This is a genomic window from Xanthomonas sp. JAI131 (assembly GCF_013410075.1).
Taxonomy (GTDB): domain Bacteria; phylum Pseudomonadota; class Gammaproteobacteria; order Xanthomonadales; family Xanthomonadaceae; genus Xanthomonas_A; species Xanthomonas_A bonasiae.
Window position 1 is genome coordinate 281,857 of sequence record NZ_JACCCN010000005.1, and the last position, 23,972, is coordinate 305,828.

Below are 23,972 nucleotides of genomic sequence, written 5' to 3' on the forward strand. Positions count from 1 at the left end.
GCTCACCCTCCGAACAACTTGGTGAAGAAGCCCTTCTTCTCCACGGAGATGAAGCGCATCGGGCGCTCTTCGCCCATGATCCGGGCCACGGCGTCGTCGTACGCCTGGCCGGCCGGTGACTCGCCGTCCAGGATCACCGGCTCGCCCTTGTTGGAGGCGTTGAGCACGTCGCCGGATTCGGGGATCACGCCGATCGCCTTCAGCCCCAGCACTTCCTCCACGTCGGTGATGCTGAGCATCTCGCCGCCTTCCACCCGGCCCGGGCTGTAGCGGGTCAGCAGCAGGAACGCCGGCACGGTCTTGCCTTCCTCGGCCTTGCGGGTCTTGGAGTCGAGCAGGCCGATGATGCGGTCGGAGTCGCGCACCGAAGAGACTTCCGGGTTGACCACGACCACGGCGCGGTCGGCGAAGTACATCGCCAGGAACGCGCCCTTCTCGATGCCGGCCGGCGAATCGCAGACGATGTATTCGAAGCCTTCGGCGACCAGGTCCTTGAGCACCTTCTCCACGCCGTCCTGGGTCAGCGCGTCCTTGTCGCGGGTCTGCGAGGCAGCCAGCACGTACAGGTTGTCGAAGCGCTTGTCCTTGATCAGCGACTGCTTGAGCGTGGCCTCGCCGTGCACCACGTTGACGAAGTCGTACACCACCCGGCGCTCGCAGCCCATGATCAGGTCGAGGTTGCGCAGGCCCACGTCGAAGTCGATCACGGCGACCTTCTTGCCGCGTCGCGCCAGCCCGCAGGCCAGGCTCGCGCTGGTGGTGGTCTTGCCGACGCCGCCCTTGCCGGAGGTGACTACGATAATTTCAGCCAAAGGAATGTCTCCTGATACGTTCGGTTGTAGGGCCGCGTCAATCTTGCGCGGCGATCTTGATCTGGTCCTGCTCCAGCCAGACCTGGACGGCCTTGCCACGCAGTTCCTTGGGAATATCGTCCAGTACCTTGTAGTGGCCGGCGATGGCGACCAGTTCGGCATGGAAGTCGCGGCAGAAGATCCGCGCCTCGGTATTGCCTTGCGCGCCGGCCAGCGCGCGCCCGCGCAGGCTGCCGTAGATATGGATGCTGCCGTCGGAGATCACTTCGGCGCCGGCGCCGACCGTGGCTACCACGGTCAGGTCGCAGTTCTCCGCATACAGTTGCTGGCCCGAGCGCACCGCGGTCCTCTGCATGCGGCCCGGCTGCGGGCGCGCCGCAGGGGCGGGCGGCGGCGGGGGCGGCGGCGAGACCGGGGCGGGCGCGGCGGCGGGGGCGCCGCCGTCGATGCGCTCGTACTGGGCGCGGAACTTGGCCAGCAGCGGCAGGCCCAGCGCCTCGGACAGCTGTTCGGTCTCGCGGGTGCCGTAGGCCAGCGCCACCGGCAGCACGCCGGCGGCGCGCAGGCCTTCCAGCAGCGCGCGCGCGGTGGCGGTGTCGGGCGTCTGCGCCAGGCCGCCGAAATCGATGATGACCGCGGCGCGGCCGAACAGCTTGGGCGCGCGCTGCACGCGCTCGCGCATTTCCTGGGTCAGGCGCGCCACGTCCAGGGTGCGGATGCGCAGGTTGGCGATGCCGACCTGGCCGATCTTCAGTTCGCCTGCCTGCTCGAAATCCAGATTCACCGACGACACGCTCAGGTCCCGGTCGGGCGCTGGGCCCGTTGCAGGCGACGGGCATGGCCGACCCAGGGCAGGTCGGGCAACTGCTCGCCGTAGGTCTCGCGAACCCAGGCGTAACTGCACAGATCCTTCAACAGCATGCTGGCACGCACCTCCACCTCGTTCATCGTGTTCTGGCCCACTTCGCGGAAACCGAAGCTGCCGTGGAACAGCAGCGCCGCGTCCGCGCCATGGTCCAGGAAAACCTCGCACGCCAGCTGCGGGTAGCGCAGCTCGGCGTAGCTCTGCACGTCGGCATAGAACGCGCGGCCGACGCCACCGCCGCGGCGGCGGCTGGCCACCACGATGCGGTCGATATAGAAGAAGGCCGGATAGCGCTCGCGGAACCAGGCGAAATTGCTGCTGTCGTGATCGCTGTCGCCGCCGAAGCCGACCAGGAAGCCGGCCAGGTTGCCGTCGCGCTCGGCGACGCGGAAGTACTCTGCGGTCTCGTAGAAGCGGTGCAGCTTGGCCGAATCCAGCGGCAGGATCGCCAGTCCGGCGTTGTTGTTCAGGGCCAGGACCGAATCGAGCTCGTGCTCGCGCACGTCGCGGATGACGATCGACATTGGGACTCCGTTGCTGATGCGCGCGCGGCCAGATGCGGACCGCCAGCCGGATTATCGCACGCGTGGCCCGGGGCGGCGAGCCGCGCATGCATGACTTCCGTGGGAGTGCATTGCGCGCCGTTCATCCTAAGATGCATGCATGTTGGGAAACCTCAGCCATACCCGCGTCCTGCGCTTCGCCGGCCTGTTCACCTGGGCCATGATCGCCATGCCGCTGGTCTACACCTACTGGATCCCGGAGGAGGGCGTGAACCGGCGGGGCGGCTGGGAGGCGGCGATGATGTCCGGCTTCTTCATCGCCTTCGGCGGCAGCTACTACTGGCTGACCCGCGGGCTGGGCAGCGGCGGCCACGCGCATTGGTACGATCGCCTGATCCTGCTGCTGCTGACCGTCTGCGCGCTGGCGGTCAGCTATCTGACCGGAAGCGGGCTGGGCAGCATCCTGATGATGGTGGCGGCGGGGGTGATCCCGTGGCTGCTGCCGGTGCGGATCGGCGTGCTGTGGCTGGTGCTGAGCCAGTTGGCGGTGCTGCCGGTCTACTACCTGCTGGTCGGCTTTCCGCTGTTCGACGCGCTGATGCAGTCGCTGCTGTACGGCGGCTTCTCCATGTTCATCTTCGTCACCAGCCTGGTCGCGCGGCAGCAGGCCCAGGCCCGCGAGGAGCAGCGCCAGCTCAATGCCGAGCTGCGCGCCACCCGCGCGCTGCTGGCCGAAAGCGCCCGGGTCAACGAGCGCACCCGCATCTCGCGCGAACTGCACGACCTGCTCGGCCACCACCTGACCGCGCTGAGCCTGAACCTGGAAGTGGCCGGCCACATCACCGAGGGCCGCGCGCAGGAACATGTGCACCAGGCGCATACCCTGGCCAAGCTGCTGCTGACCGACGTGCGCGAGGCGGTCAGCCATCTGCGCGACAGCGGCGCGATCGACCTGGCCGCGGCGCTGCGGCCGCTGGTCGAGCGGGTGCCGTCGCTGCGGATCCACCTGCAGGTGGACGAGCCGTTGACCGTCGAGGATCCGGAGCGCGCGCATGTCCTGCTGCGCTGCACCCAGGAAATCATCACCAACACGGTGCGCCACGCGCAGGCCGACAACCTGTGGATCCAGGTGCGCCGCGACGGCCCGCAGGTGGTGATCCGGGCCCACGACGATGGCCGCGGCTGCGAGGCCCTGCTGCCCGGCAACGGCCTGCGCGGCATGCGCGAGCGGCTGAGCCAGTATGGTGGCAGCCTGGAAATCGATGCGCCGCAGGGCACGGGCTTCCGCCTGCGCGCTTCGGTCCCGAGCGCGGCCGCCTTGCTGCCGCCCGCCGTTTCACAAGGAGTGTTGTGATGATCCGTGTCTGCCTGGTCGACGACCAAACCCTGGTGCGGCAGGGAATCCGCTCGCTGCTGGCGCTGGACGGCGGGATCGAGGTGATCGCCGAGGCCAACGACGGCCGCCAGGCGGTGGAGCTGATCCCGCAGGTGAAGCCGGACGTGGTGCTGATGGACATGCGCATGCCGGCGATGTCCGGGCTGGAGGCGCTGCAGATGTTGTCGCGCAACGGCACGCTGCCGCCGACCATCATCCTGACCACCTTCGACGACGACCAGCTGGTGCTGGCTGGGCTCAAGGCCGGGGCCAAGGGCTACCTGCTCAAGGACGTGTCGCTGGAACAACTGGTCGGCGCGATCCGTGCGGTGGCCGCCGGCGGATCGCTGGTGCAGCCGGCGGTGACCCAGCGCCTGCTGTCGGGCCTGGAGCACATGCGCAACGACTTCGTCAGCCTGGACCGGCCCGACCCGCTGACCGACCGCGAGACCGAGATCCTGCGGCTGATGGCCAGTGGCTTCTCCAACAAGGAGATCGCCAACTCGCTGGGCGTGGCCGAGGGCACGATCAAGAACCACGTGTCCAACATCCTGTCCAAGCTGGGCGTGCGCGACCGCACCCGGGCGGTACTGAAGGCGTTCGAGCTGCAGTTGGTCTGACGGGACAGGATGCCCGGCCCGGCGCAGCGCGCCGGGTGTCGGCGTCGGGCGTTCGCGCGCACCGGTGCCGCGCCAGCCCCCTGTAGGAGCGACTTCAGTCGCGACGAACGCAGCGGCAGGCGCGCCGAGTCCGGATGCGGTCTGGGCCGACAGCCCGGCGTTACAACGCTCGGGATGCAATGGTCTGGCCGCCCGGATCGGCGGTGTCGCCCGCGGCCAAGCGCAAACGCCGCGCCATGTCTGGCCTGCCCGCAGCGACCCGGCCCCGGCCCAAGCCTGTCCGCCGTTGCCGGCGCGACAATGGTCTGGTCGCCCGCCCGGCGCGGCGGCGGCGCTTTGCACGGCGCGTTCGCGGGGTTTTCGCCACTATGCCGAATTCCGCGTCGCCATCTGCTGACCACGAGCCGCGAAGCCTGCTAGGATGGGCGCTTCGCTTCATTAACCCGGCCGTGGGATCGGCCCCGGAGACCTCCTGAATGACCCGTATTATCGAATTCCTGATCGCACTGGGGATCGTGGCTGGCCTGTTCGTCATCGTCGGCCTGGTGCTGCCTTCGGAGCGTCACATGTCCGAGAGCGTCGAAACCAATCGGCGCATGACCATTGTCTATGACACGGTGAACAGCCTGCGTCGTTTCAAGGACTGGAATCCTCTGGTGCTACGCGATCCGCGTATCCAACTGAAGCTTTCCGGTCCTGAAGCCGGCGTCGGCGCCCGCCTCGACTACACCTCCAACGAGGGCTACATCGGCAAGGGCAGCTGGACCATCACCTCGACCGAGAAGAACAAGCAGGTCGTCATCGGCATCGAAGACGAGAGCAAGGGCAGCGACAAGACCACGTCGTTCAAGCTCGAGCCGACCGGCAAGAGCGGTCGCAACGTCAAGATCACCCAGGACTACACGGTCAAGTACGGCTGGGACCTGTTCGGTCGCTATGCCGGCCTGTACGTGAGCCGTCATGTCGGCGACGACATCAAGCTGGGCCTGTCGCGGCTGAGCAACGTGCTGGCCACCGTGCCGAACGTCGACTACCGCGCCGAGGAAACCCCGTTGACCGACCTGAAGGTCGTCGATGTCCCGGCCGAGGATCTGCTGGTGGTCAACGCCGGCAACATCGACCGCGACAACGACTCCATCAAGAAGTCCATCAAGGACAACCAGGAGTGGATCAAGCGGGTGATGGACGCCAACGGCCTGGAAGCGGCCGGTCCGGTGCGCATCGTCACCACCGATTTCGGTTCCGACAAGTACGCCTTCGACGTGACCCAGCCGGTGCGCAAGCGTGCCGGTGGCGCGCCGAAGCCGGACGCGGCGGCCAAGCCGGAAGAGAAGAAGGACGATGCGGCGGCTCCTGCGGCTCCGGTCGATGCGACCCCGGTCGCCGCCAGCGGCGATCCGCTGAAGCTGACCATCCCGCAGGGCGCGCCGGTCACCTACCTGCGTACCGAAGCCCACCGTTCCGCGTTCGCCAGCTACACCGGCCACATGGCTGGCCTGGATGCGGCGCGCAATGCGGTCCGCGCCTGGGCCGCGACCAGCGGCTACGACGTGACCGACCGTCCGTACGAGGCCTGGAAGGGCGGCGTGGACAAGTCGTTCACGCCGGAAGGCACGTACGACATCTACTGGGCGATCAAGTAAGCCGTCGCCTGGATGGATGAGTGACCCGAAACGCGCCGCTTCTTGCGGCGCGTTTCGTTTCTGGGGCCGGAACACCGGCCGCAACGGAGCATCGTCATGCTGAATCTCGATCGGCGTTCGCGCAAACGCTCCTGGCTGGCCTGTGCCGGCGGCCTGTTGGCGGCCGCCGCGATCGGCCTGTCCGCCTATGCCTCGCACGGCGTCGCCGAGCCGCTGGCGCAATCGCATCTGCAGACCGCCGCGCTGTACGCCTTCGGCCACGGGCTGGCGCTGGCGGCGCTGGGCCGCAGCAGCGAGCGCCTGCTCGCGCGCGTCGCACTGGCGCTGCTGCTGCTCGGCACGCTGCTGTTTTCCGGCAGCCTGGCCGGCAACGCGCTGGCGCAATGGCCGACCCGGCTGGCCCCGGTCGGCGGGACGACGCTGATGCTGGGCTGGGTGCTGTACGCGCTGGATGCGCTGAGGCGTTGAGATGCCCCGTTACGCGCGCGGATTCGACACCCAGGCCGCCTACGACCATCTGAGCCGGCGCGACCGCAAGCTCGGCGCGTGGATGCGCCGGATCGGCCCGATCGCGTCGCAGCCGGGCTGGGCCAAGCCATTCGATCCGGTCGATGCGCTGGCGCGCGCGATCCTGTTCCAGCAGCTCAGCGGCAAGGCCGCGGCGACCATCGTCGGCCGCGTCGAAGCGGCCATCGGCAGCACCCGGCTGCATGCCGACACGCTGGCGCGGATCGACGATCCCGGCCTGCGCGCCTGCGGCGTGTCCGGCAACAAGGCGCTGGCGCTGCGCGATCTGGCGCGGCGCGAGGCGGCCGGCGAGATTCCTTCGTTGGGCAGGCTTGCCTTCCTGGACGACGAGGCGATCGTGCAGGCACTGCTGCCGGTCCGCGGCATCGGCCGCTGGACGGTGGAGATGATGCTGCTGTTCCGCCTGGGCCGTCCCGACCTGTTGCCGGTGGACGACCTGGGCGTGCGCAAGGGCGCGCAGCGGGTGGATCGACTGGAACGGCCGCCGACGCCGATGGAGTTGCTGGCCCGCGGCGAGCGCTGGAGCCCGTATCGCAGCTATGTGGCGTTCTACCTGTGGAAGATCGCCGACTTCAGCGCCGCCGCGACGCTGCCCACGCCGCGGTCGCAGGAGTAGGGCGGCCCACGTTTTCTGTAGGAGCGGCTTCAGCCGCGACCGGGCGTTACCAGGAAAGGACCCGGTCGCGGCTGAAGCCGCTCCTACAGGGAAGCGGGCCATCGACCTCTGGCCGCACGGCGATGTTCGGCAGCACGTCCTGCGCCGCGTTCGCAGGAATCGGGTGGATTGATCGGCATGTCGCTGCCTGGTGTCGCTTCCGCATCCACTGGTGGCTGTGGGGCGATCAGGCGGTCGGCGGAATGGAGGCATCCTGGCTGGCCTGGCCCGGCGTCGCCGCAATCGGCCGCGGCGGCGTCCGCCACAACGGATCGTCGCTCAACCGTGGGCGTTGCGAGGACGGGAAACGCCGTTCCTGCTGCAGCCAGCGGTGGTACTGGAAGGTGCCGCGCGCCGCGCTCAGGTAGACCAGGATCACGATCACCCCGAGGGCCGCACCATTGAGACTTCCGGCGAGCAGGAAGGCGATCCGGACGAGGACGTAGTAGGCCAGCAGCACGCTCGCCGCCACCCGATGCTTGCGCCGGACGCCGTAGGCCAGCGCCGCGATGAAGAGGGCCTCGATCGCGCTGGTCGTACCGATAACCGTGTTGCCGTTCTTGAGCGCGAGCAGTCCGCTGAGCAGCGTGATCCCCGCTTGCAGCGCTGCGACGATCCAGCCGACCTTGATCCTGCGCAGCACGTCGTCCGGTGCCTTGCCCGGCGGCGCGGCGGGGCTTGCCTGCAAGTCGGCTGCCGGCGCCGAGTACGGGTTCTGTTCCATCAGCGTGGATCTCCTGTACATGTCGCTGCGATATCGGTCGCGTGCGCGGCAACTTGAGCGCCTGGCCGCCGCAGATGCTCGCCGCGCGCGCCATCGCCTCCGGCTTCATGCCGGCAAATACTTGTCCCACAACCGATTGCGGAAGCGCTGCTGCGGATCGATGCGGCGCTTGATGCGCGCGAACGCCTCGGCTTCGGGATAGGCCGCGGCGAACTGGTGCGGCGTGGCATGCAGCCGGTACGGCAGGTAGTAGCGGCCGCCGTGCGCCAGCGCCGCGTCGATCAACTGCCGGGTCCACACCGCCGCCGCCCGGTCCGGAGCGGCGCCGCTGCGCTGCTTGTAGTACAGCACGAAGGAGAACACCGGCTGCGGCGCCCAGCGCAGCAACGACACCGTATCGGCCGGCGAGTGGCGGATCGAGACATTGAGCGCGTTGACCTCGTGGCGGCGCAGGATCGCGCCCATCTCGCGCGCGAATGCGGCGAACGCCGGCAGCGGCAGGAAGTATTCCTGCAGCAGGTAGGTGGACATGCGCCGCGTGCGCGGTTCCAGCGAGCGCGCGTCCAGGCTGGCCTGGCAGTTGCGGCGCATCACTGCCGGCGTGTGCAGCAGCGGTTCGGTCTGGTAGCGCTCGCGCAAGGACTCGCCCAGCGGCAGTTCGGAGGCCGCCCAGATCAGATTCTGTTCGCGTGCGTAGTCCTGCCCGCGCGGCACCAGCCGGCGCGTGTCGGTGGGCGCGGCGTCGCTGCGCAGCCAGGTCACCGCCAGCGGGCGATCGAAGTGCGGCGGCATCAGGTCGGCGTTGTGCATCACCGCGCGCGGGTCGGCGGCGATGCGTTCGGCGAAGAATGCCGGATAGTCCGCCAGCGCGACGCGCTGCGCATGCCGCTCCAGCATGTCGTTGCGGGCCAGCGACACTTCCACTTCGGTGACCACGCCGAGTCCGCCGTAGCCGCCGATCGCCGCGGAAAACAGCTCGGCATCGCGTTCGCGGTCGAGTTCGTGCACTTCGCCCTGCGCATCCACCAGTTGCAGCGCCTGCACCGTATGCGCGATCGGACCGGCATGCAGGTAGCGGCCATGGCAGTTGACCGCGACCGAGCCGCCGACGCTGAAATTGCTGTAGCTCTGCATCACCGCGACCGCCAGATCGTGCGGGTCGATCAGGTCCTGCACGTCGCGCCAGCGCATGCCGCTGCGCACGCGGATGCGCTGCGCGGCTGGATCCAGCCGCACCAGCCCGACCAGGTCGAGCAGATCCAGGTGCAGCGAGCCGGCGGCGCCGATCTGCCCGCCCATGCTGTAGCGCGCGCCGCCGATCGAGACCGCGCCGGTGCTGCCGCGCAACAGCGCGGCGACTTCGGCCACCGTGCGTGGCCGCGCGATGCGCGCGACCGCGGTGCGGTCGATGCCGGCGATGTCGGTGACCTGCGCCGCAGCGGCGGTCTCGCGCCGGCAACCGGGCATCGCCAATGCGGCGCCTGCGCCCAGCAGGGCGGCGGTGGCCGCGCGGCGCTGTTTGTCGATGTGCTCGTCCATAAGCAAGGTGTTCTCAATGGAATTGGCGGGGGGTGTACGTCAATCGGCGACCAGTTCCACCTGCGTCTGCACGCGCACCCAGGCATCCTGGCTGGGATCGTTGAGCGTGGCGTGCAGCGTATAGGTACCGAGCGGATCCTCCGGTTCGAAGCGCAGCTGCAGCGACAGCGGTGCCAGTTCCAGCATGCCCGGCGCGGCCGGTTTGCCGCCGGTGGTCAGCGGTCGCGGAGGTTCCTGCAGCGCGACCTGGCCGTCCGGCCCGAGCATGCGCAGGCGCATGCGTGCGTCGCAGGCGCCGTCGTTGTTGGGACTGGGCGCGCAGCCCGAATACAGCACGACCACCCGCAGCGGTTCGCCGCGGCGCACGCGCGTGGCCGTGCGCAGTTGCGGGCCGTGGCGGCTGTCGGTCTCGGTCCACTCTTTTCCGAAACGCGCGAACGCGGCTTCGTCGGCGACGTGGACGCTCGCCGCGAAGTCCTTGTCGTGCGCGCGCTCGGCGCTGTCGGCGACCGGCTTGCCCTGGCGATCGTGCCACTGCGCGGAGGCGCCGAACGGCAGCGCCAGCAATCCCAGCGCGCAACACGCCAGGCCGCCGCGCAACAGGCGCTCCACGCGCTGCTCCATGCCGGCCTTCATGCCGGCGCTCCCGCGTGCCAGCGCCAATGCCAGGGTTCGTAGACGATGCCGTGCGGATTGTCGCGCGGATAGCTCATCCGGTAGCCGAAGTCGGCGGCATGCGCGCGCAGCCAGGCGAAGGCCGCGGTGCGCTCGAAGCTCTCCTCGGCCGGCGGCTCGCCGGGCGTGCCGATGTCCAGCGCGTCGCCGCTGTGGTGTTCGCTGTAGCCGGGTGCGGCATTGACCTGCAGGATCTGCTGCAGGCTCTGCCCGCGCGCGAACTTGCGCGCGAAGATGCCCAGTTGGTAGGCGTGGCTGCGGTAGCCGGAGATCGCCTCCAGCACCACGCCGTCGCGGGCGGCGGCGCGCTGCAGCACCTGCCAGGCGCGCGCGGCGCCGGCGCTCAGCCACAGCGGGCGCCGGTAGCGGTCGCGGCCCGCGGCATGCAGGGTGGCGGGTTCGGCCTGCAGCGGCAAGCCGGTGCTGCGCGCGTAGTCCTCGGCGTCCAGGCCGAGGCCGTCCAGGCGTTCGTGCAAGGCGCTCAGCGGCAGCGGTCCGGCGTCGTCGTGTTGCCGGCGCAGGGGCAGGGCGTCGAGGCGATCCAGCGCCGCATCGATGCCGGGTTCGTGCATCAGCCGCGGCAGCAACGCATGCAGGCCGCGCGCGGAGGCGGCTGCCAGGTAGCGGCCGTCGCACTTGCGCCGCAACAGCCAGGTCGCCTGCGCGAGCAGGCGCGCATCGACGTTGCTGCGCGCGCGCAGCAACCTGGCCGGCAGCAGTTCGATGCATTCGGTATTGAGCAGCAGGGCGGGAGCGGGGCGCATCCGCACAGGGTAGGGCTAAGCGCGGTGCGCGGCCAGCCGTTGCAGGTCCTGCAGCAACTGCCGCGGCTGTTCGGGGCTCAGCAGCAGCCAGCGCCCGTCGCGCAACGGCAGCGCCAGCACGCGGCTGGCATCGGTGACCAGGCAGAACGCGCGCTGGCCGTTGCGCATGCGGAAATAGCCGGATTTGAAGCCGGGCAACGCGTAGGCGATGGTCTTGCGGGTCGGCGCGAATTCGCCGTGCTCGGCCAGGTCCACCACGCGTGCCTGCGCCAGATCGATCTGCGCGATGTCGGTGCGCGTGGCGAACAGGCTGGAGCGGACCAGCAGCGTCCGTTCCTGCAGGCGGATGCCGCGGCGCAGGTAGAACAGGCTCAGCACCGTGCCGGTGGCTGGCAGCAGCACCAGGGTGGTCCAGTGCAGGCGGTGGCCGCGCTCCGGACTGGACAGGCCCACGGCGGCGACCAGGCCGGCGGCGAGCAGCAGCGGCAGCCACAGGCCCAGCAGCGGCAGGCGCCCGGGCGTGGCGACGCGGTAGTCGCGGGAGGTCGGTGCGGCTGGGGAATGGCTGTGCATGGCGGTCACTGTTGTGCGCGGATCCATTGCGCGGTATCGGCGATCAGCTGCGCGTCGACATGCCCGGGCTGCGCGTACTCGGCGGGGTTCGGGGCGCCGCTGCCGGCGATGCCGAGGTGGTTGAGCTGCGCATAGCGGTGCAGGGTCGCGCGCGGGTCGTCGCCCAGCGCCTGCTGCCAGCGCTGCCAGTCCGGCGCGGTGACCTGGAAATCGCGCTCGCCCTGCAGCCACAGCACCGGCTGGCGCAAGGCGAGGACGTCGGCCACCGGATCCACCTTGTCGAACGCGCGCCAGTACGCGGCCGGCAAGTCCTGCGGCGAATCGGTCCGCGCCACCTCACCGTTGCCGCGGACCTTGGCCACGCGCCGCTCGATCTCGGCCACGCGTGCCTTGCCCTCGGCGGACGGCGTGCCTTGCAGGCCGAGCAGATAGCGGTTCTGGTCGAGCAGCAGGTCCAGCAGCGAGCGCGCCGGTGCCGCCCACAGGACGATGCCGACGGTCTTGCCGGACATGCGCGCGATGCGCGCGGCGAGCATGCCGCCCTGGCTGTGGCCCATCACGAAGATGCGCTTGGGGTCGATGCCGGGCGTGCGCGCCAGCGCCGCGACTGCGGCGACGGCATCGTCGGTGGTTTCGTCGTCCATGGTGAAGCCGTCCTGCATGCGCCCGGCGAAGCTTTCCGGCATGGCGAAGGTGCGCTTGTCGTAGCGCAGCACCGCGATGCCTTGTGCGGCCAGGCCACGCGCGACATCGAGGAACGGCCGGTTCGGGCCGATGGTCTCGTCGCGGTCGAGCGGGCCGGAGCCCTGCACCAGCACCACGGCCGGGAACGGTCCCTTGCCGGCCGGCAAGGCCAGGGTGCCGGGCAGCGGACCGACCGCGAACGCCTGTTCGGCGAAGCCGGCATCGGCAGCGGGCGGCGGCGGAGCCGGTGGCGCCGCCGGGGTCAGCAGCAGGCCGGCGATCTTGCCTTCGGCGTTCACCGAGACATGCAACAGCATCGCCCCGCGTTCGAATTGCAGGCGTCGCTCGATCAGGCTGAGTCCTTGCTGCTGGCGTTCGCTGGCCGTGCCGCGCTGCTGCAACGTGCCCATCTGCGCAGACACCATGTGCCAGGCCTCGGCCAGTTTCTCGGCCGGCACCGCTTGCGCCATCGCCGGCGTGAAGTCGCGTTCGGCCGCGGCGATGTCGCCGGCCTGCAGGCGGTCCAGCAGCGTGTTCGCCACCTGCTGAGGCGAGGCCGCCAGGGCAGCGGCTGGGAACAGCAGTGATGCCAGCATGGGACCGAGGTGGCGGCGTGGGCGCATGTCAGCTCGCCTTCTTGAACACCAGCAGCACCGGCCACAGCCGCGGCGAGCTGATCACGTTGACCAGTTCCCAGCCCAGGGCGCCTTGCTTGTTCAGCTCGGCCTGGATCGGTTCGGCGTCCACTTTGCCGAGAAAGGTGGGCTTGAGATTCACTTCGACAGTGAGGTAAGTCCAGCGCGTGGTCATGGCTTGGGTTCCTGGTCCTCGCCGGGCTTGGGCAGCCGGCCGGCCTTGCGCAGCGCGTCGCGCAACACGTATTCGATCTGCGCGTTGAGGCTGCGCAGCTCGTCGTCGGCCCAGCGCTGCACCGCCGCCAGCACGTCGGCGTTGATGCGCAGCGGATAGGCCTTCTTCTCGCTCATGCGGGACGGCTCGTTTGCATCCGTGCGGCCGCTGCCGCACGGAGGTGGCAGGACTCGCGCATCAGTACAGCGAGCCGGCGTTGACGATCGGTTGCGCGCCGCGGTCCGAGCACAGCACGGTCAGCAGGTTGCTGACCATGTGCGCCTTGCGCTCCTCGTCCAGCTGCACGGTGCCGTTCTTCTCCAGTTCGGCCAGCGCCATTTCGACCATGCCCACGGCACCGGCGACGATGCGCGTGCGTGCGGCGATCACCGCGTTGGCCTGCTGCCGCTGCAGCATCGCCTGGGCGATTTCCGGCGCATAGGCGAGGTGGCTGATGCGCGCCTCGATCACGTCCACCCCGGCCTGGGTGAGGCGCTCGTCAAGATGGCGCTTGAGCTGCTCGCTGATCTCGGCGGGGTGGCTGCGCAGCGAGATCTGGCCGTCCTCGTGCTGGTCGTAGGGATAGCTGGTGGCCATCGCGCGCAGCGCCGATTCGGACTGGATATGCACGAAGCTCTCGTAGTCGTCGACGTTGTACACGGCCTCGGACGCATCGATCACCTGCCACACGATCACCGCGGCGATCTCGATCGGGCTGCCGTCCAGTTCGTTGACCTTGAGCCGGCCGCTCTCGAAGTTGCGCACGCGCTGGCTGACCTTCTTCTTCGAATAGAAGGGGTTGTTCCAGCGCAGGCCGTTGTCCTTGACCGTGCCCACGTACTTGCCGAACAGGCTCAGCACTGCGGCCTGGTTCGGCTGCACCGTGTACAGGCCGCACAGGCTGAACAGGGCGGCCGCGCCGAGCAGCAGCGACAGCAGCACCAGCGGCAGCGAGCTCGGCCCGCCGCTGACCGGATCCTTGATGACGCCCATCACGAACAGCCACAGCGCCAGCGCGGACAGCGCCAGGACGCCGAGCAGAAGCGGAATGCCGGGCAGCGAGCGAAGCGTGCGTTCTTTCATGGCGGTCTTCCCAGGTGTGTGGCGGAAAGATATCATTTTGATATCGGTTTGCAAGGGGCTGGGAAAGGGGAATCGGGAATGGGGAATCGTGGAAGCGGGTCCGTGGGGGCCGACTGGTCCAAGAGGCGCCTTGTGAATCGCCACTCACGACTTCTGCGGCTGCGCGCGGTACCCGCTGTCGAGGATCAGAAGGGGCGACGTTGCGAGGGTTGGGAGAGGCATGCGGCTACGGCCACGGCCGGGATGCCGGCTCGTCCGGCGTCGGCCGGTGTGCATGCATCGACCGCGCACTCGGCTACGCCGGCGCCGATTCGGCGCTTTTGCGACTCCCTAATCCCGATTCCCGAATCCCGGCCGCTGCAAGCGCCCACTCAGCCGTCGATGATGACCACGGGCGTGCGCAGCGTGGCCAGGTGATGGGTGCCGACGGCGATGTCGCTGCGATAGCAACCGGGGACGTCGACGGTGCAGCGTTTGCCGACGCGTACGCCTGCAGCGATGTCCACGCGCCGGCCCAGCGTCGCGTGGCTGCCGATCACGGCTTGCGCACCGATGAAAACCCCGGCGTCGATCCATGACGACGCGCCGATCTTCGCGCCGTGTTCCAGCACGGCCGCCGTCCCGATCCAGGCGTTGTAGGCGATGTCGCAGTGCGCGCCGACGATCGCCCCGGCGCCGACCATGCAGTTCTCGCCCACCTTCGCGGTGGGCGCGACCGTGGCGCCACGGCAGATCAGCGGCGGCAGCTTGATTCCACGCGATTTCAGTTCGCCCATCAGTTCGAGGCGGCGGAAATTGAGGAATTGCGGTCCCCAGGCGACGAAGGCGGTCGTGTCGGCGCCGGCCAGCGCAGGCAGCGCGCCCAGGTCGAAGCGGTAGTCCTGGTCCTGGCCGACATCCACCGGGTGCAGCACGGTGTCCGGCGCCGCTTCGGCCCAGGCGGCCAGCGCCCACTGCAGCAGCGCGCCGGAGCCGATCAGGTATTTCTCAGAGGACATGGCGGCCCTCCATGACATCCATGTACCAGCGCTCGACCTGCATGTTGCCGTGCTCGTAATCGCCCAGCACCGCGCGCGGCGCGCCGCGATGCAGGCCCGATTGCACGCTTTCCATGATCTCGATGTCCTCGCGCAGCACTTTCTCGGCGCCTTGCAGGTGCGCCAGCAGCACCGCATCGGAGGTCGCGTAGCGGTGCTTCTTGCGCGCGGTGACGTAATACACCGTGAGGTCGGTGCGCTGCGCGGACAGCGGCTGGTGATGCTCGATGATGAAGGAATAGCCGCCCGACCCCGATGCGATATGCAGCGTGGGGTACAGCAGCCAGTTCAGGTACCAGTCGTCGTTGCCGAAGCGCTCGACCTTGTCGTGCCAGGCGTAGTGCGGCAGCGACTGCAGCGGCTCGTTCAGGCCGCCGTTGCTGAAACTGCGCAGGCGCGCCAGGTGTTCGGCCTGCGAGGCGCTGCCTTGCGCATGGTAGCGGTGCGCATCGGCGATGCCGGCGTCGTCCATCTGCACCTGGAACTTCACCTGCTGGGACAGGGTGCGCGCATGCACGAAGCGCGGGTGCAGCGCGTCGCGCAGGTTCTCGTAGGCCAGCTTCCAGTTGAAGTTGGCCTCGAAGGTCGCGACCAGCACCTCGCTGTCGAATTGTTCGGACGCCCGCCGCAGCATGTCCAGCGCCGGCAGCGAAAACTGCGCTTCGATCGGCATCGGCTGGGCTGAAACATTCACGAACACCAGATTGCCGATGCAGGCCACGGCGAAGCGCTGGAGCCGCAGGCATGCGCGCTGCTGCGGCGGCAGGCGATAGGCGTCGTCGTGGAACGGGATGTTGTCCACCCCGCCCTCGGCGCCATAGCGCCAGCCGTGGTAGCCGCAGACCAGCGGCCGCACGCCCTGCGGCTGTTGCTGCAGCGGGTTCTGGCGATGCAGGCACAGGTTGTGGAACGCGCGCAGTTCGCCATCGAAGTTCTGCACCACCACATCCACCCCGCACACCGAGCGGCGCACGAAGGCGTTGTGCTTGTCCAGCAGCATGCGCGGGGCGACGAACTGCCACAGCGGCTGCATCAGGCGCTCGCGCTCGCGGGCGAACCAGGCCTCGTCGATGTAGGCGTCGGCCGGAATCAGCGAGTGCATCGGCGGCGTTCTCCGGTTCGCGCCTTGCCGGCCCCGGCAATCGGGGCCGACGATCCCGGGGGGCAGGGCGGGTTCGGCTTCGACCGGCGTGCCGCCGGCCACGATTTCGCTCCGAGGCGGCATGGCCGGGCGCGCGATGCCGCGGCGGCGGCGCGCGCGCGCGGATGCCGGCGGCGCCACGCGGTGCGTGCCGATCGGCGTGTGCACGCGGCGGTGCATTGGTTCATGGCGACGTCCCAGGCTGGTGCGAGGAAGATAGCATCCCGATATGCGCTTGCCAGCGGGGGAGCCGGCGGCATCGGCGGCGCCGCGCGGCCGGTAGAATGGCGCCCTCTCTCCTTTGTGCAGGCACCGCCGCCATGACCACCCTGGGAACCCCGCTGTCCGCTTCCGCCACCCGCGTGCTGCTGCTGGGCTCGGGCGAACTGGGCAAGGAAGTGGCGATCGAGCTGCAGCGCTTCGGCGTGGAAGTGATCGCCGCCGATCGCTATGCCGATGCGCCGGCGATGCAGGTGGCGCACCGTTCGCACGTGCTGGACATGCTCGATGCGATGGCGCTGCGCGAACTGATCGCGCGCGAGCAGCCGCACCTGATCGTGCCGGAGATCGAGGCGATCCACACCGAGACGCTGGTGGCGCTGGAGCGCGAGCACGGCCAGCGGGTGATCCCGACCGCGCGCGCGGCGCGGCTGACCATGGATCGCGAGGGCATCCGCCGCCTGGCCGCCGAGACGCTGGGCCTGCCGACCTCGCCGTACCGCTTCGTCGATACGCCGGAGGAGTACCGCGCGGCGATCGCCGCGGTCGGCCTGCCGTGCGTGGTCAAGCCGGTGATGTCGTCCTCGGGTAAGGGCCAGAGCACGCTGCGCAGCGAAGCCGAGATCGACGCCGCCTGGGAATACGCGCAGACCGGCGGCCGCGCGGGCGCCGGCCGCTGCATCGTCGAAGGCTTCATCGACTTCGACTACGAGATCACCCTGCTGACCGTGCGCCACGCCGCCGGCACGTCGTTCTGCGATCCGATCGGGCACTGGCAGAAGGACGGCGACTACCGCGAGAGCTGGCAGCCGCAGCCGATGTCGGCGCTGGCGCTGCAGCGGGCGCAGGAGATCGCGCGCGCGGTCACCGACGACCTCGGCGGCTGGGGCCTGTTCGGCGTGGAACTGTTCGTCAAGGGCGATGCGGTCTGGTTCAGCGAAGTGTCGCCGCGGCCGCACGACACCGGCCTGGTCACCCTGGTCTCGCAGGAACTGAGCGAGTTCGCGCTGCATGCGCGCGCAATCCTGGGCCTGCCTATCCCGGTCATTCGCCAGAGCGGGCCGTCGGCCTCGTGCGCGCTGCTGGCGCACGGCGAAGGCGTGCCGCTGTTCGGCAACGTCGCCGCCGCGCTGCAGGCTCCGGACACCGCGCTGCGCCTGTTCGGCAAGCCCAGCGTGCACGGCCACCGCCGCGTCGGCGTGACCCTGGCGCGTGGCGCCAGCATCGACGAAGCGCGCCAGACCGCCCGCGACGCCGCCGCCGCCCTGACCATCGAACTGAAGGTCTGACGGCACGGGAAAAGGTTTGACGGCACGGAAAAGGGACGCGCACGTCGCGCCGTTCCGAATCCCCAATCCCCAATCCCCAATCCCGGCCACTCCTCAACCCGGCGGCGCGAACCGCGCCGCCGCCAGGCGGATGCTCCACACCAGTTCCACCATCGCCAGGTTGTTGAGCAGCGCTTCGCCGCCGAGGATCAGCCAGTAGCCGCTGCCGTCCACCCAGAACGGGACGAACGACCAGTCCGGCAGCAACAGCTGCGGCTCGCTGTAGAACGACACGTAGCGCTGCGCGCCGCTCCAGCCGCGTGCGCCCTGCCGCTGGGCGAAGCCGGAGAAATCGGCCGCGGCCACGCTCAACGTGTCGGCCTCGTCCTGGTTCAGCCCGGCATGGCCCAGGCAGAAACCGCCGTCGGAGGCCAGCACGGCGCGGCGTTCGGCCGACAGCGGCGCGATCACGTGCTGGGCGAAATCGTCCAGGCGGATCTCCGGGCCGGGCACCGGGCGCCGCAACAGCTGGATCCACTGCCGCTCGCGCGCTTCGTGCAGCAGGCGCTGCGCGTCGCCGTCCACGCGCATGCGCCATTCCGGCAGCGACAATGCGCCGTGCGCGCTGAGCAGCAGTTGCAGGGCGCGCTGCATGCGGTCCGGGGCGGCGCTGGCGAAACCATGCAGTACGCCGTGCGGCGTGGGCATCAGCCAGGTGGGTTCTTGGTCGTCGTTCATGGCCGAGGGCTTGCAATGGAAAGAGGGAGGTCGGCGGCGACGTTGCGGCCGCCGAGCAGGTCGCGTTGCTGCAGCCAGCGTGCGGTGCGGTCCCAGCGGTCGCCCAGGGCGAGCGCATGGCGGCGCAGCTCGCGGCTGGCGAGCATGAAGGCGAGCTTGTCCTGGCAACTGATGCAGTAGTCGAGGAACTCGCGCTCGCAGCGCGCCGCGGTCAGCGGGGCGCCTTCGCACAACGCCTCCACCACCTCGCGCACCATGCGCCGCGAATGGTCGGGGCTGGCCCGGCGGACCCGTGCCGGCACGTCGGCCGAGGGGCGCGCCAGCACGCTCCAGCGTGTGGCCAGGGCATTGATCGGCAGCAACGCGTGGCCATGGCTGTGGCGTTGGAAGGCCTCGGCCACATGCGGCGGCAGATGCGCGGCGGCCATCTGCAATGCCGCCTGGCGCAACGCGGTGTCGTGTCGCGGCAGCGCCACGAACAGGTCGGCGAGCACGCCTTGCGCCGGCTCGTTGTCGTGCAGCTGCAGCGCCGCATGCAGGCGCGCCAGATGCGCGGCGGCGTCGCGCGGATCGCGCAGCAGGGCGCGCGCATGCGTGCGCATCACCAGGCGGGCCGGATCTGCAGCGGTGGTGCGGTTGGCCATGGCGGTGCGCTCAGTCCAGCAAGGTGTCGATCAGGTCGATCATGAATTCCGCGTCTTCCATCGCCATCGCCTCGAAGCCGTGCTCCAGGCCCAGCGCATCGAGCACGCCCTGGTCCTCGCGGTGCGTCGCGTCGCCCAGCGCCAGCAGCGCCGTTTGCAGCGCAGGCAACTGCGCGGCGATGCGCGGATGTGCCAGCAGCACGTGGCCGATGTCGCACAGCGCGCTCTCCACCAGCGGCCGCAACCGCTCCCGGGTCAGCCGCGACAGGCGGCGATAGGCGTCGGCCAGGAACAGGCCGGCATCGGCCTCGTCTTCCAGCAGCAGCCGCGCCACCGCGGCATAGCTGCTGGCCGGACGCCAGGCGATGCGCTCGGGGTCGAGGTCGGCCGGCTCCAGCAGGCGCAGCGCGATCAGGCGCACGTCGTGGTTGTCGGTCAGCGCGATGCGGCAGCCATAGGACAGGTCTTCGACACGGCGCGCCGGCGCGTCCGCGGCGGCGGCGATCACCACTTCGTCGGCATGCGCGCGCGGGCGTGCGAGCGGCAGATAGCCGCGCGTGCGGATCAGGGCGCTGGCATCGAACGGACTGGCGTACACCAGGTCGACCACGCTGTCGTCGAGCAACTGCCTATGTTCCGCGGCGTCGGCCGGCATCAGCAGGTGCAGGCCGACGCCGGTGCGGCGCTGCAGCACGGTACTGAGCAGGTACCAGCCGCAGAAGTTCTCCGGCGCGAAGTCCGGCGCGACCAGGAAATCGAGGCTCATGCCGGCGTCTCCGCGCGCTCGTCCTGCAGCCACTGCGCGTACAGCGGTTGCAGTGCGTCGATGCGCCGCCGCGAGGGCTTGCGCCGCACCGAGGTGAAGCCGACCACCTGGCCGTTGCGCACGTTCGGCAGCGCGGTGGCGTAGACCCAGTAGCAGGCGCCGTCGCGGCGCAGGTTCTTGACGTAGCCGTGCCATTTCTCGCCGCCCAGCACCGTGTCCCACAGCTCGCGGAACGCACGCCTGGGCATGTCCGGGTGGCGCAGGATGCAGTGCGGCGCGCCGATCAGCGTCGCCCGCGGCCAGCCGCTGAGTTCGACGAAGGCGTCGTTGGCGTGGGTGATGACGCCGTCCAGGTCGGTGCGCGACACGATCAGGCGCCCGTCGGGGTAGGCCACTTCGCGTTCGCTCCAGTACACCAGGCGGCGGCTGCCGTCGTGGTAGCGCAGCTCGGCGCTGCGGTGTGGCTCGTGCGGCGGATCCATCGGCGGCAGCGGCATGGCGGCGCTCCTAGAGAATCTGCTGCAGCGCCTGGGCGGCGCGCTTGATGTCCAGGAACACCAGGCCGAGCTTGGCGCTGGGCTTGGCGAGCACGGTCAGCACCGCTTCGCGCCCGGCCGCGCTCATGATCACGTAGCCGAGTTCGCCCTGGATCAGCACCCGCTCCAGCGGCCCGCGCGCCAGCTCGCGCGCGCTGCGCTCGCCCAGCGCCAGCAGCGCGGCGGACATCGCGCCGACGCGGTCCTCGTCCATGCCCTGCGGCATCGCCGAGGCGATCATCAGTCCATCCAAGGAAATCAGCGCCGAGGCCTCGATATCGGCGGTGGCGCCGTTGAGTCCTTCCAGCGCCTGTTGCAGCTGTTGCGTTCGCATGCTCGCTATCCGGTGACGCATCCCGACGGGGTGCGGCATGCATTGGATAGCGTTTGCGCGGTCTTGCCCTTGATCTGGATCAAGGCCGGGGTGCGGCGCCCCCCAAGTCCGGATCAGCCCGGTCGCCGGCCGTCCGCCGGCACCGCCAATCCCTAATCCCGACTCCCCAATCCCGGCTCCAAAGCCACATCCACCCACACCAGGTGATGGTCGCTGCCGTCGGCGATCGCCGCGGCCGGGGCGCTGGAGGCCGGCCAGAACACGCCGCTGTCCAGATAGCGGAAGCCGTTGGACGGCAGCACGTAGTCCAGCCGCATCGCGCCGGCCTTCGGCCCGAAATCGCCGGTGACCTGCTGCGGCGGGCCGCGGTGGGCGATGCCCTGCGCGGCATAGGCGCGCGCGGCTTCTTCGCCGCCGGCGCTGTGCGGGGTCGGGTAGTGCAGCACGCGCGGGTGTTCGACCAGCGCGCGGATCGCGTCGTGGCGGCCTTCGCCGTCGATGACGTCGTTGTTGAGATCGCCGAGCATCACGAAGCGTGCGCCGGCGGCCAGGCCGCCGCAACGGCCGGCGTCGTCGCACAGCCATGTCGCGCTGGCGCGGTCGTCCAGATATTCGCGCCACAGCCGCAGTTCGTCGTGGTTGCGCGCCGCGTTGCGCTTCTCGGCGCCGTCGAACACCGGCGGCGTTGGATGCGCGACCAGCGCGTGGACCACGCCCAGCGGCGTGCGTACCGGCACGTCCCAATGCGATTTCGACGACAGCCGCAGTTGCGCCCACACCGCATCGCTGTAGAACGTGCGACCCGTGGCCGGATCGATCGGCCGCAGGGCGCCGGGCATCGCGCTCCATTTGAACAGACGGAAGCTGCGCACCGCCGCGGCGTCGATCGGGTACCTGGACAGCAGCAGCATGCCGTACTGGCCGGGATGCAGGCCGTAGCCCCAGGCGTCGTTGCCGCGCGCGCGGCCGTTGCCGCCGACGCTGCCGTCGTTGTCCAGGTCCAGCCCGCTGGGCACGCCGGTGTTGACCGGCGCCAGGTAGCGGTACGGGTAGTGCAGCGGTGCGCCGCCGAGCGGCTGGGCAACTTCCAGGTAGCGCTGCTGGAACAGGTCGGCGGCGCGGTGCGCGTCGTCGTAGTCGAATTCGTTGAGCAGCACCAGGTCCGGGCGCACCTGCTGCAGCACCGCGGCGATCTTGCGCGCCTGCGCGCTGTCGCCCTGCAGCGCGGCGATCAGGCCGCCGTCCTCGTCCGAATTCAGCGAGGTGTTGTAGGTGGCCAGGCGCAATGCCGCGGGGGCGGGCGCTGCGGGCGTGGCGGCGGTCGGGGCGGGGCCGGTGTGCGAGCAGGCGCCGCACAGCAGGGTCAGGGCAAACAACAGGGCACGTGGCTTCATGCGCGCATTTTCGCACGCGGCGCATGTCCGAACGATGGCGCCGTGGCGGCGTGCCGAACGCGCCTGCCGAGGCGATGCACGCCGCGGGTTGCGCCACCGGCAGGCGGCGCGGGACGACGAGCGTCTCGCTCGCCGTCAGCTCTCGCGGTCGCGCCGTGCATCGCTCATTGCCTCTCTCGCTCCCGTCGGTCGGTGAGCCGGAAGGCCGAATCGCGGTGCGCGCGCCCTAATCGCCGAGGCGGCCGGCGTAGTCATCGAACGCGCGCCAGTTGCGCCCGTCGTAGGCCTGCAGCGGCCGGAAGCGGCGCTTGTAGTCCATCTTCTGGTGGCCGCGGATCCAGTAGCCCAGGTACAGATGGCTCAGGCCTTCGCGCCTGGCCCATGCGATCTGTTGCAGGATCGCCAGCGTGCCCAGCCCGCGCGCGGCGACGTCGGGATCGTAGAAGGTGTAGACCGCCGACAAGGCCTGCTCGGCGATGTCGGTGACCGCCACCCCCAGCAGCGGTCCGCGCTGTCCGTCCGCGGTCTTCTGGCGCATCTCCAGGAAGCGCCCGTGCGACCAGCGGCCGATCAGGAACTGGTCGAACTCGTGCGCGCCGTGCGCATCCATGCCGCCGCCCGGGTGGCGCATGCGCAGGTAGCGCTGGTACAGCGCCAACTGTTCCTCGTTGCGTTCGGCGGCGACGATGCGCGTGTCGATGTCGGCATTGCGCGCCAGGCAACGGCGCTGGCTGCGGTCGGGCACGAATTCCGCGACCGGGATGCGCACCGCCACGCAGGCGCGGCAGTGGTCGCAATGCGGCCGGTAGACCAGGTCGCCGGAACGGCGGAAGCCCCAGCTCAGCGCCAGCGGATACAGCGCGCCCAGGCGCGGGTCGTGCGGGTCCAGCACCAGATCGCGCGCCTGCCGCTCGGGCCAATAGCCGCACGCGTGCTGGCCGGTCTGGAACAGGCGCAGGTCGTCGCTGGCGTCGGTGTGGATGGCCATGCAGCGAGCATAGCGCTTCGCGATCGCAGCGGCCGCGACTGTCCGCCGCATGAATGCGCCCCGGCGCGGGTCAACCGCGCCTGCAGCGGGGCGTTGATTGCAGTGAAGGCGCCGCTGCGCCGGCCCGCCTGGCGGTCCGTTCCTGCTGCGCTGGTGACTGCCGCATGCGCTTGCCGCGCCGGCAGGTGTCTTCCTTTCCCTCAGGGAGTTTTCCATGAAGTATCGCAACCCGCTGCTCGCCCTGGCCATGCTCGCCGTGCTGTCCGGCGGCGCCTACGCCGCCAACCCGCCGCCGTCGGATCCGGCCGCGCCGGCCGATGCCGGCGGCTTCGCCAGGCTGGACAAGAATGGCGACGGCGTCGTCGATCGCAGCGAGGCCGCGGCCAATCCGCGCCTGGCCGAGCACTTCGACGCGCTGGACAAGAACCACGACGGCAAGCTGACCCCCGACGAGTTCCCGCGCCATGGCCGTCACGGCGAGCGCGGCGGACGCGGCGAGCATGGCGCGATGTGGGCCAAGCTGGATACCAACAAGGACGGCCGCATCAGCCGCGACGAGGCCAAGGCCGATCCGAAGTTCGCCGCGCGCTTCGACAAGATGGACGCGAACAAGGACGGCTTCGTCGATCGCGCCGATTTCGAGCTGCGCGCCAAGCAGCATCGCGACGAATGGTTCGCCAAGGCCGACACCAACAAGGACGGCATGCTCAGCCGCGCCGAGTTCGACGCGGCGCAGTCGATGTGGATGCACAAGCCCGGCCAGAAGCCCGGGCAGAAGCCTGGCGCCAAGCCGATGCCGGCCGCATCCGACGCGAACTGATCGTTCCGCCCCGCACCAGGCAACAAGCAACAAGGCGCCGATCGACGACCGCCCCTGCGCAGCGATGCGCAGGGGCTTTTTTATTTGTCCACGCAGCGCACCGGTTCAATCGCCATGCTTTTGTAGGAGCGGTTTCAACCGCGACCAGCCCATTGGCGAAGTCGCGAACGTCGGCAGCCTGTCGGGGCTGAAGCC

The 23,972-nt window shown here is 69.8% G+C and carries 28 protein-coding genes; 7 read left to right on the forward strand and 21 right to left on the reverse strand.

What is annotated here, in order from left to right; all coding sequences use genetic code 11:
- Nucleotides 1-2: 2 nt before the first annotated feature.
- From minD to HDC36_RS20795, 3 genes are read right to left on the reverse strand one after another with little or no spacing between them, the layout of a single operon-like run.
- On the reverse strand, nt 3-812 hold the full coding sequence (gene minD / locus HDC36_RS20785; protein ID WP_179570763.1) for a septum site-determining protein MinD: 810 nt from the start codon (nt 810-812) through the stop codon (nt 3-5).
- Nucleotides 813-849: 37 nt separating this feature from the next.
- Nucleotides 850-1,605 carry a septum site-determining protein MinC gene (gene minC, locus HDC36_RS20790; protein ID WP_179570764.1) on the reverse strand — a complete coding sequence of 252 codons (756 nt, stop codon included), beginning with the start codon at nt 1,603-1,605 and terminating at the stop codon, nt 850-852.
- Nucleotides 1,606-1,607: 2 nt separating this feature from the next.
- Entirely contained in the window at nt 1,608-2,201 is a 594-nt protein-coding gene (locus tag HDC36_RS20795) for a GNAT family N-acetyltransferase (protein ID WP_179570765.1), read from the reverse strand.
- Nucleotides 2,202-2,340: 139 nt separating this feature from the next.
- On the opposite strand from HDC36_RS20795, the gene HDC36_RS20800 reads away from it, so the two are divergent.
- The 5 genes from HDC36_RS20800 to HDC36_RS20820 all read left to right on the forward strand — a co-directional run bounded on the left by HDC36_RS20800 (nt 2,341) and on the right by HDC36_RS20820 (nt 6,962).
- Nucleotides 2,341-3,534 carry a sensor histidine kinase gene (locus HDC36_RS20800; RefSeq protein ID WP_179570766.1) on the forward strand — a complete coding sequence of 398 codons (1,194 nt, stop codon included), beginning with the start codon at nt 2,341-2,343 and terminating at the stop codon, nt 3,532-3,534.
- Nucleotides 3,534-4,175 carry a response regulator transcription factor gene (locus HDC36_RS20805; protein WP_003465620.1) on the forward strand — a complete coding sequence of 214 codons (642 nt, stop codon included), beginning with the start codon at nt 3,534-3,536 and terminating at the stop codon, nt 4,173-4,175. Before HDC36_RS20800 ends, HDC36_RS20805 begins: the two co-directional genes overlap by 1 nt.
- 476 nt (nt 4,176-4,651) lie before the next feature.
- Entirely contained in the window at nt 4,652-5,818 is a 1,167-nt protein-coding gene (locus HDC36_RS20810) for a polyketide cyclase (protein ID WP_179570767.1), read from the forward strand.
- Nucleotides 5,819-5,914: 96 nt separating this feature from the next.
- Nucleotides 5,915-6,286, forward strand: a complete 372-nt coding sequence (locus HDC36_RS20815; RefSeq protein ID WP_179570768.1) for a DUF423 domain-containing protein — start codon at nt 5,915-5,917, stop codon at nt 6,284-6,286.
- Nucleotide 6,287: 1 nt separating this feature from the next.
- The gene (locus HDC36_RS20820) at nt 6,288-6,962 is read left to right on the forward strand and encodes a DNA-3-methyladenine glycosylase (RefSeq protein WP_179570769.1); all 675 of its coding nucleotides are present in this window, start codon (nt 6,288-6,290) and stop codon (nt 6,960-6,962) included.
- A gap of 226 nt (nt 6,963-7,188) precedes the next feature.
- Here HDC36_RS20820 and HDC36_RS20825 read toward each other — a convergent pair whose 3' ends face one another.
- The 11 genes from HDC36_RS20825 to HDC36_RS20875 form a co-directional block, all read right to left on the reverse strand.
- Entirely contained in the window at nt 7,189-7,725 is a 537-nt protein-coding gene (locus HDC36_RS20825) for a hypothetical protein (protein WP_179570770.1), read from the reverse strand.
- 105 nt (nt 7,726-7,830) lie between these two features.
- Nucleotides 7,831-9,264: an FAD-binding oxidoreductase gene (locus tag HDC36_RS20830; protein ID WP_179570771.1), complete on the reverse strand. Its 1,434-nt coding sequence runs from the start codon at nt 9,262-9,264 to the stop codon at nt 7,831-7,833.
- 39 nt (nt 9,265-9,303) lie between these two features.
- Nucleotides 9,304-9,900 (reverse strand): hypothetical protein, encoded by a 597-nt coding sequence (locus tag HDC36_RS20835; RefSeq protein ID WP_179570772.1) that lies wholly within the window; start codon nt 9,898-9,900, stop codon nt 9,304-9,306.
- Complete coding sequence (locus HDC36_RS20840; protein WP_179570773.1) at nt 9,897-10,703, reverse strand: M15 family metallopeptidase; 807 nt, start codon at nt 10,701-10,703, stop codon at nt 9,897-9,899. The genes HDC36_RS20835 and HDC36_RS20840 overlap by 4 nt, the downstream gene beginning before the upstream one ends.
- Before the next feature lie 15 nt (nt 10,704-10,718).
- Complete coding sequence (locus HDC36_RS20845; RefSeq protein WP_179570774.1) at nt 10,719-11,276, reverse strand: PH domain-containing protein; 558 nt, start codon at nt 11,274-11,276, stop codon at nt 10,719-10,721.
- Between the two features lie 5 nt (nt 11,277-11,281).
- Complete coding sequence (locus HDC36_RS20850) at nt 11,282-12,556, reverse strand: alpha/beta fold hydrolase (protein WP_255432851.1); 1,275 nt, start codon at nt 12,554-12,556, stop codon at nt 11,282-11,284.
- A gap of 28 nt (nt 12,557-12,584) precedes the next feature.
- Nucleotides 12,585-12,770 carry a DUF4177 domain-containing protein gene (locus HDC36_RS20855; RefSeq protein ID WP_179570776.1) on the reverse strand — a complete coding sequence of 62 codons (186 nt, stop codon included), beginning with the start codon at nt 12,768-12,770 and terminating at the stop codon, nt 12,585-12,587.
- On the reverse strand, nt 12,767-12,946 hold the full coding sequence (locus HDC36_RS20860; protein WP_179570777.1) for an Arc family DNA binding domain-containing protein: 180 nt from the start codon (nt 12,944-12,946) through the stop codon (nt 12,767-12,769). The genes HDC36_RS20855 and HDC36_RS20860 overlap by 4 nt, the downstream gene beginning before the upstream one ends.
- A gap of 61 nt (nt 12,947-13,007) precedes the next feature.
- A complete protein-coding gene (locus HDC36_RS20865; RefSeq protein ID WP_179570778.1) occupies nt 13,008-13,892 on the reverse strand; it encodes an SPFH domain-containing protein in 885 nt (294 codons plus the stop codon).
- Nucleotides 13,893-14,263: 371 nt separating this feature from the next.
- Entirely contained in the window at nt 14,264-14,890 is a 627-nt protein-coding gene (locus HDC36_RS20870; protein WP_179570779.1) for a DapH/DapD/GlmU-related protein, read from the reverse strand.
- On the reverse strand, nt 14,880-16,031 hold the full coding sequence (locus tag HDC36_RS20875; protein ID WP_179570780.1) for an SRPBCC family protein: 1,152 nt from the start codon (nt 16,029-16,031) through the stop codon (nt 14,880-14,882). Before HDC36_RS20875 ends, HDC36_RS20870 begins: the two co-directional genes overlap by 11 nt.
- A gap of 359 nt (nt 16,032-16,390) precedes the next feature.
- Between HDC36_RS20875 and purT the strand changes: the two genes are divergently transcribed.
- Entirely contained in the window at nt 16,391-17,578 is a 1,188-nt protein-coding gene (purT, locus tag HDC36_RS20880) for a formate-dependent phosphoribosylglycinamide formyltransferase (RefSeq protein ID WP_179570781.1), read from the forward strand.
- Between the two features lie 93 nt (nt 17,579-17,671).
- Here purT and HDC36_RS20885 read toward each other — a convergent pair whose 3' ends face one another.
- The 7 genes from HDC36_RS20885 to HDC36_RS20915 all read right to left on the reverse strand — a co-directional run bounded on the left by HDC36_RS20885 (nt 17,672) and on the right by HDC36_RS20915 (nt 22,957).
- A complete protein-coding gene (locus HDC36_RS20885) occupies nt 17,672-18,295 on the reverse strand; it encodes a hypothetical protein (RefSeq protein ID WP_179570782.1) in 624 nt (207 codons plus the stop codon).
- Nucleotides 18,292-18,939 (reverse strand): hypothetical protein, encoded by a 648-nt coding sequence (locus HDC36_RS20890; protein ID WP_241093021.1) that lies wholly within the window; start codon nt 18,937-18,939, stop codon nt 18,292-18,294. The genes HDC36_RS20885 and HDC36_RS20890 overlap by 4 nt, the downstream gene beginning before the upstream one ends.
- A 10-nt stretch (nt 18,940-18,949) precedes the next feature.
- The gene (locus HDC36_RS20895) at nt 18,950-19,705 is read right to left on the reverse strand and encodes a PhnD/SsuA/transferrin family substrate-binding protein (protein ID WP_179570783.1); all 756 of its coding nucleotides are present in this window, start codon (nt 19,703-19,705) and stop codon (nt 18,950-18,952) included.
- Entirely contained in the window at nt 19,702-20,202 is a 501-nt protein-coding gene (locus HDC36_RS20900; RefSeq protein ID WP_179570784.1) for a PAS domain-containing protein, read from the reverse strand. The genes HDC36_RS20895 and HDC36_RS20900 overlap by 4 nt, the downstream gene beginning before the upstream one ends.
- Nucleotides 20,203-20,212: 10 nt before the next feature.
- Nucleotides 20,213-20,596, reverse strand: coding sequence for a roadblock/LC7 domain-containing protein (locus HDC36_RS20905; protein WP_206229898.1), 384 nt, complete (start codon nt 20,594-20,596; stop codon nt 20,213-20,215).
- A 131-nt stretch (nt 20,597-20,727) separates the two neighbouring features.
- The gene (locus HDC36_RS20910) at nt 20,728-21,969 is read right to left on the reverse strand and encodes an endonuclease/exonuclease/phosphatase family protein (RefSeq protein WP_179570786.1); all 1,242 of its coding nucleotides are present in this window, start codon (nt 21,967-21,969) and stop codon (nt 20,728-20,730) included.
- Between the two features lie 226 nt (nt 21,970-22,195).
- Nucleotides 22,196-22,957 carry an arginyltransferase gene (locus tag HDC36_RS20915; protein ID WP_179570787.1) on the reverse strand — a complete coding sequence of 254 codons (762 nt, stop codon included), beginning with the start codon at nt 22,955-22,957 and terminating at the stop codon, nt 22,196-22,198.
- Nucleotides 22,958-23,171: 214 nt separating this feature from the next.
- On the opposite strand from HDC36_RS20915, the gene HDC36_RS20920 reads away from it, so the two are divergent.
- Nucleotides 23,172-23,777, forward strand: a complete 606-nt coding sequence (locus HDC36_RS20920) for an EF-hand domain-containing protein (RefSeq protein ID WP_179570788.1) — start codon at nt 23,172-23,174, stop codon at nt 23,775-23,777.
- Nucleotides 23,778-23,972: the final 195 nt, after the last annotated feature.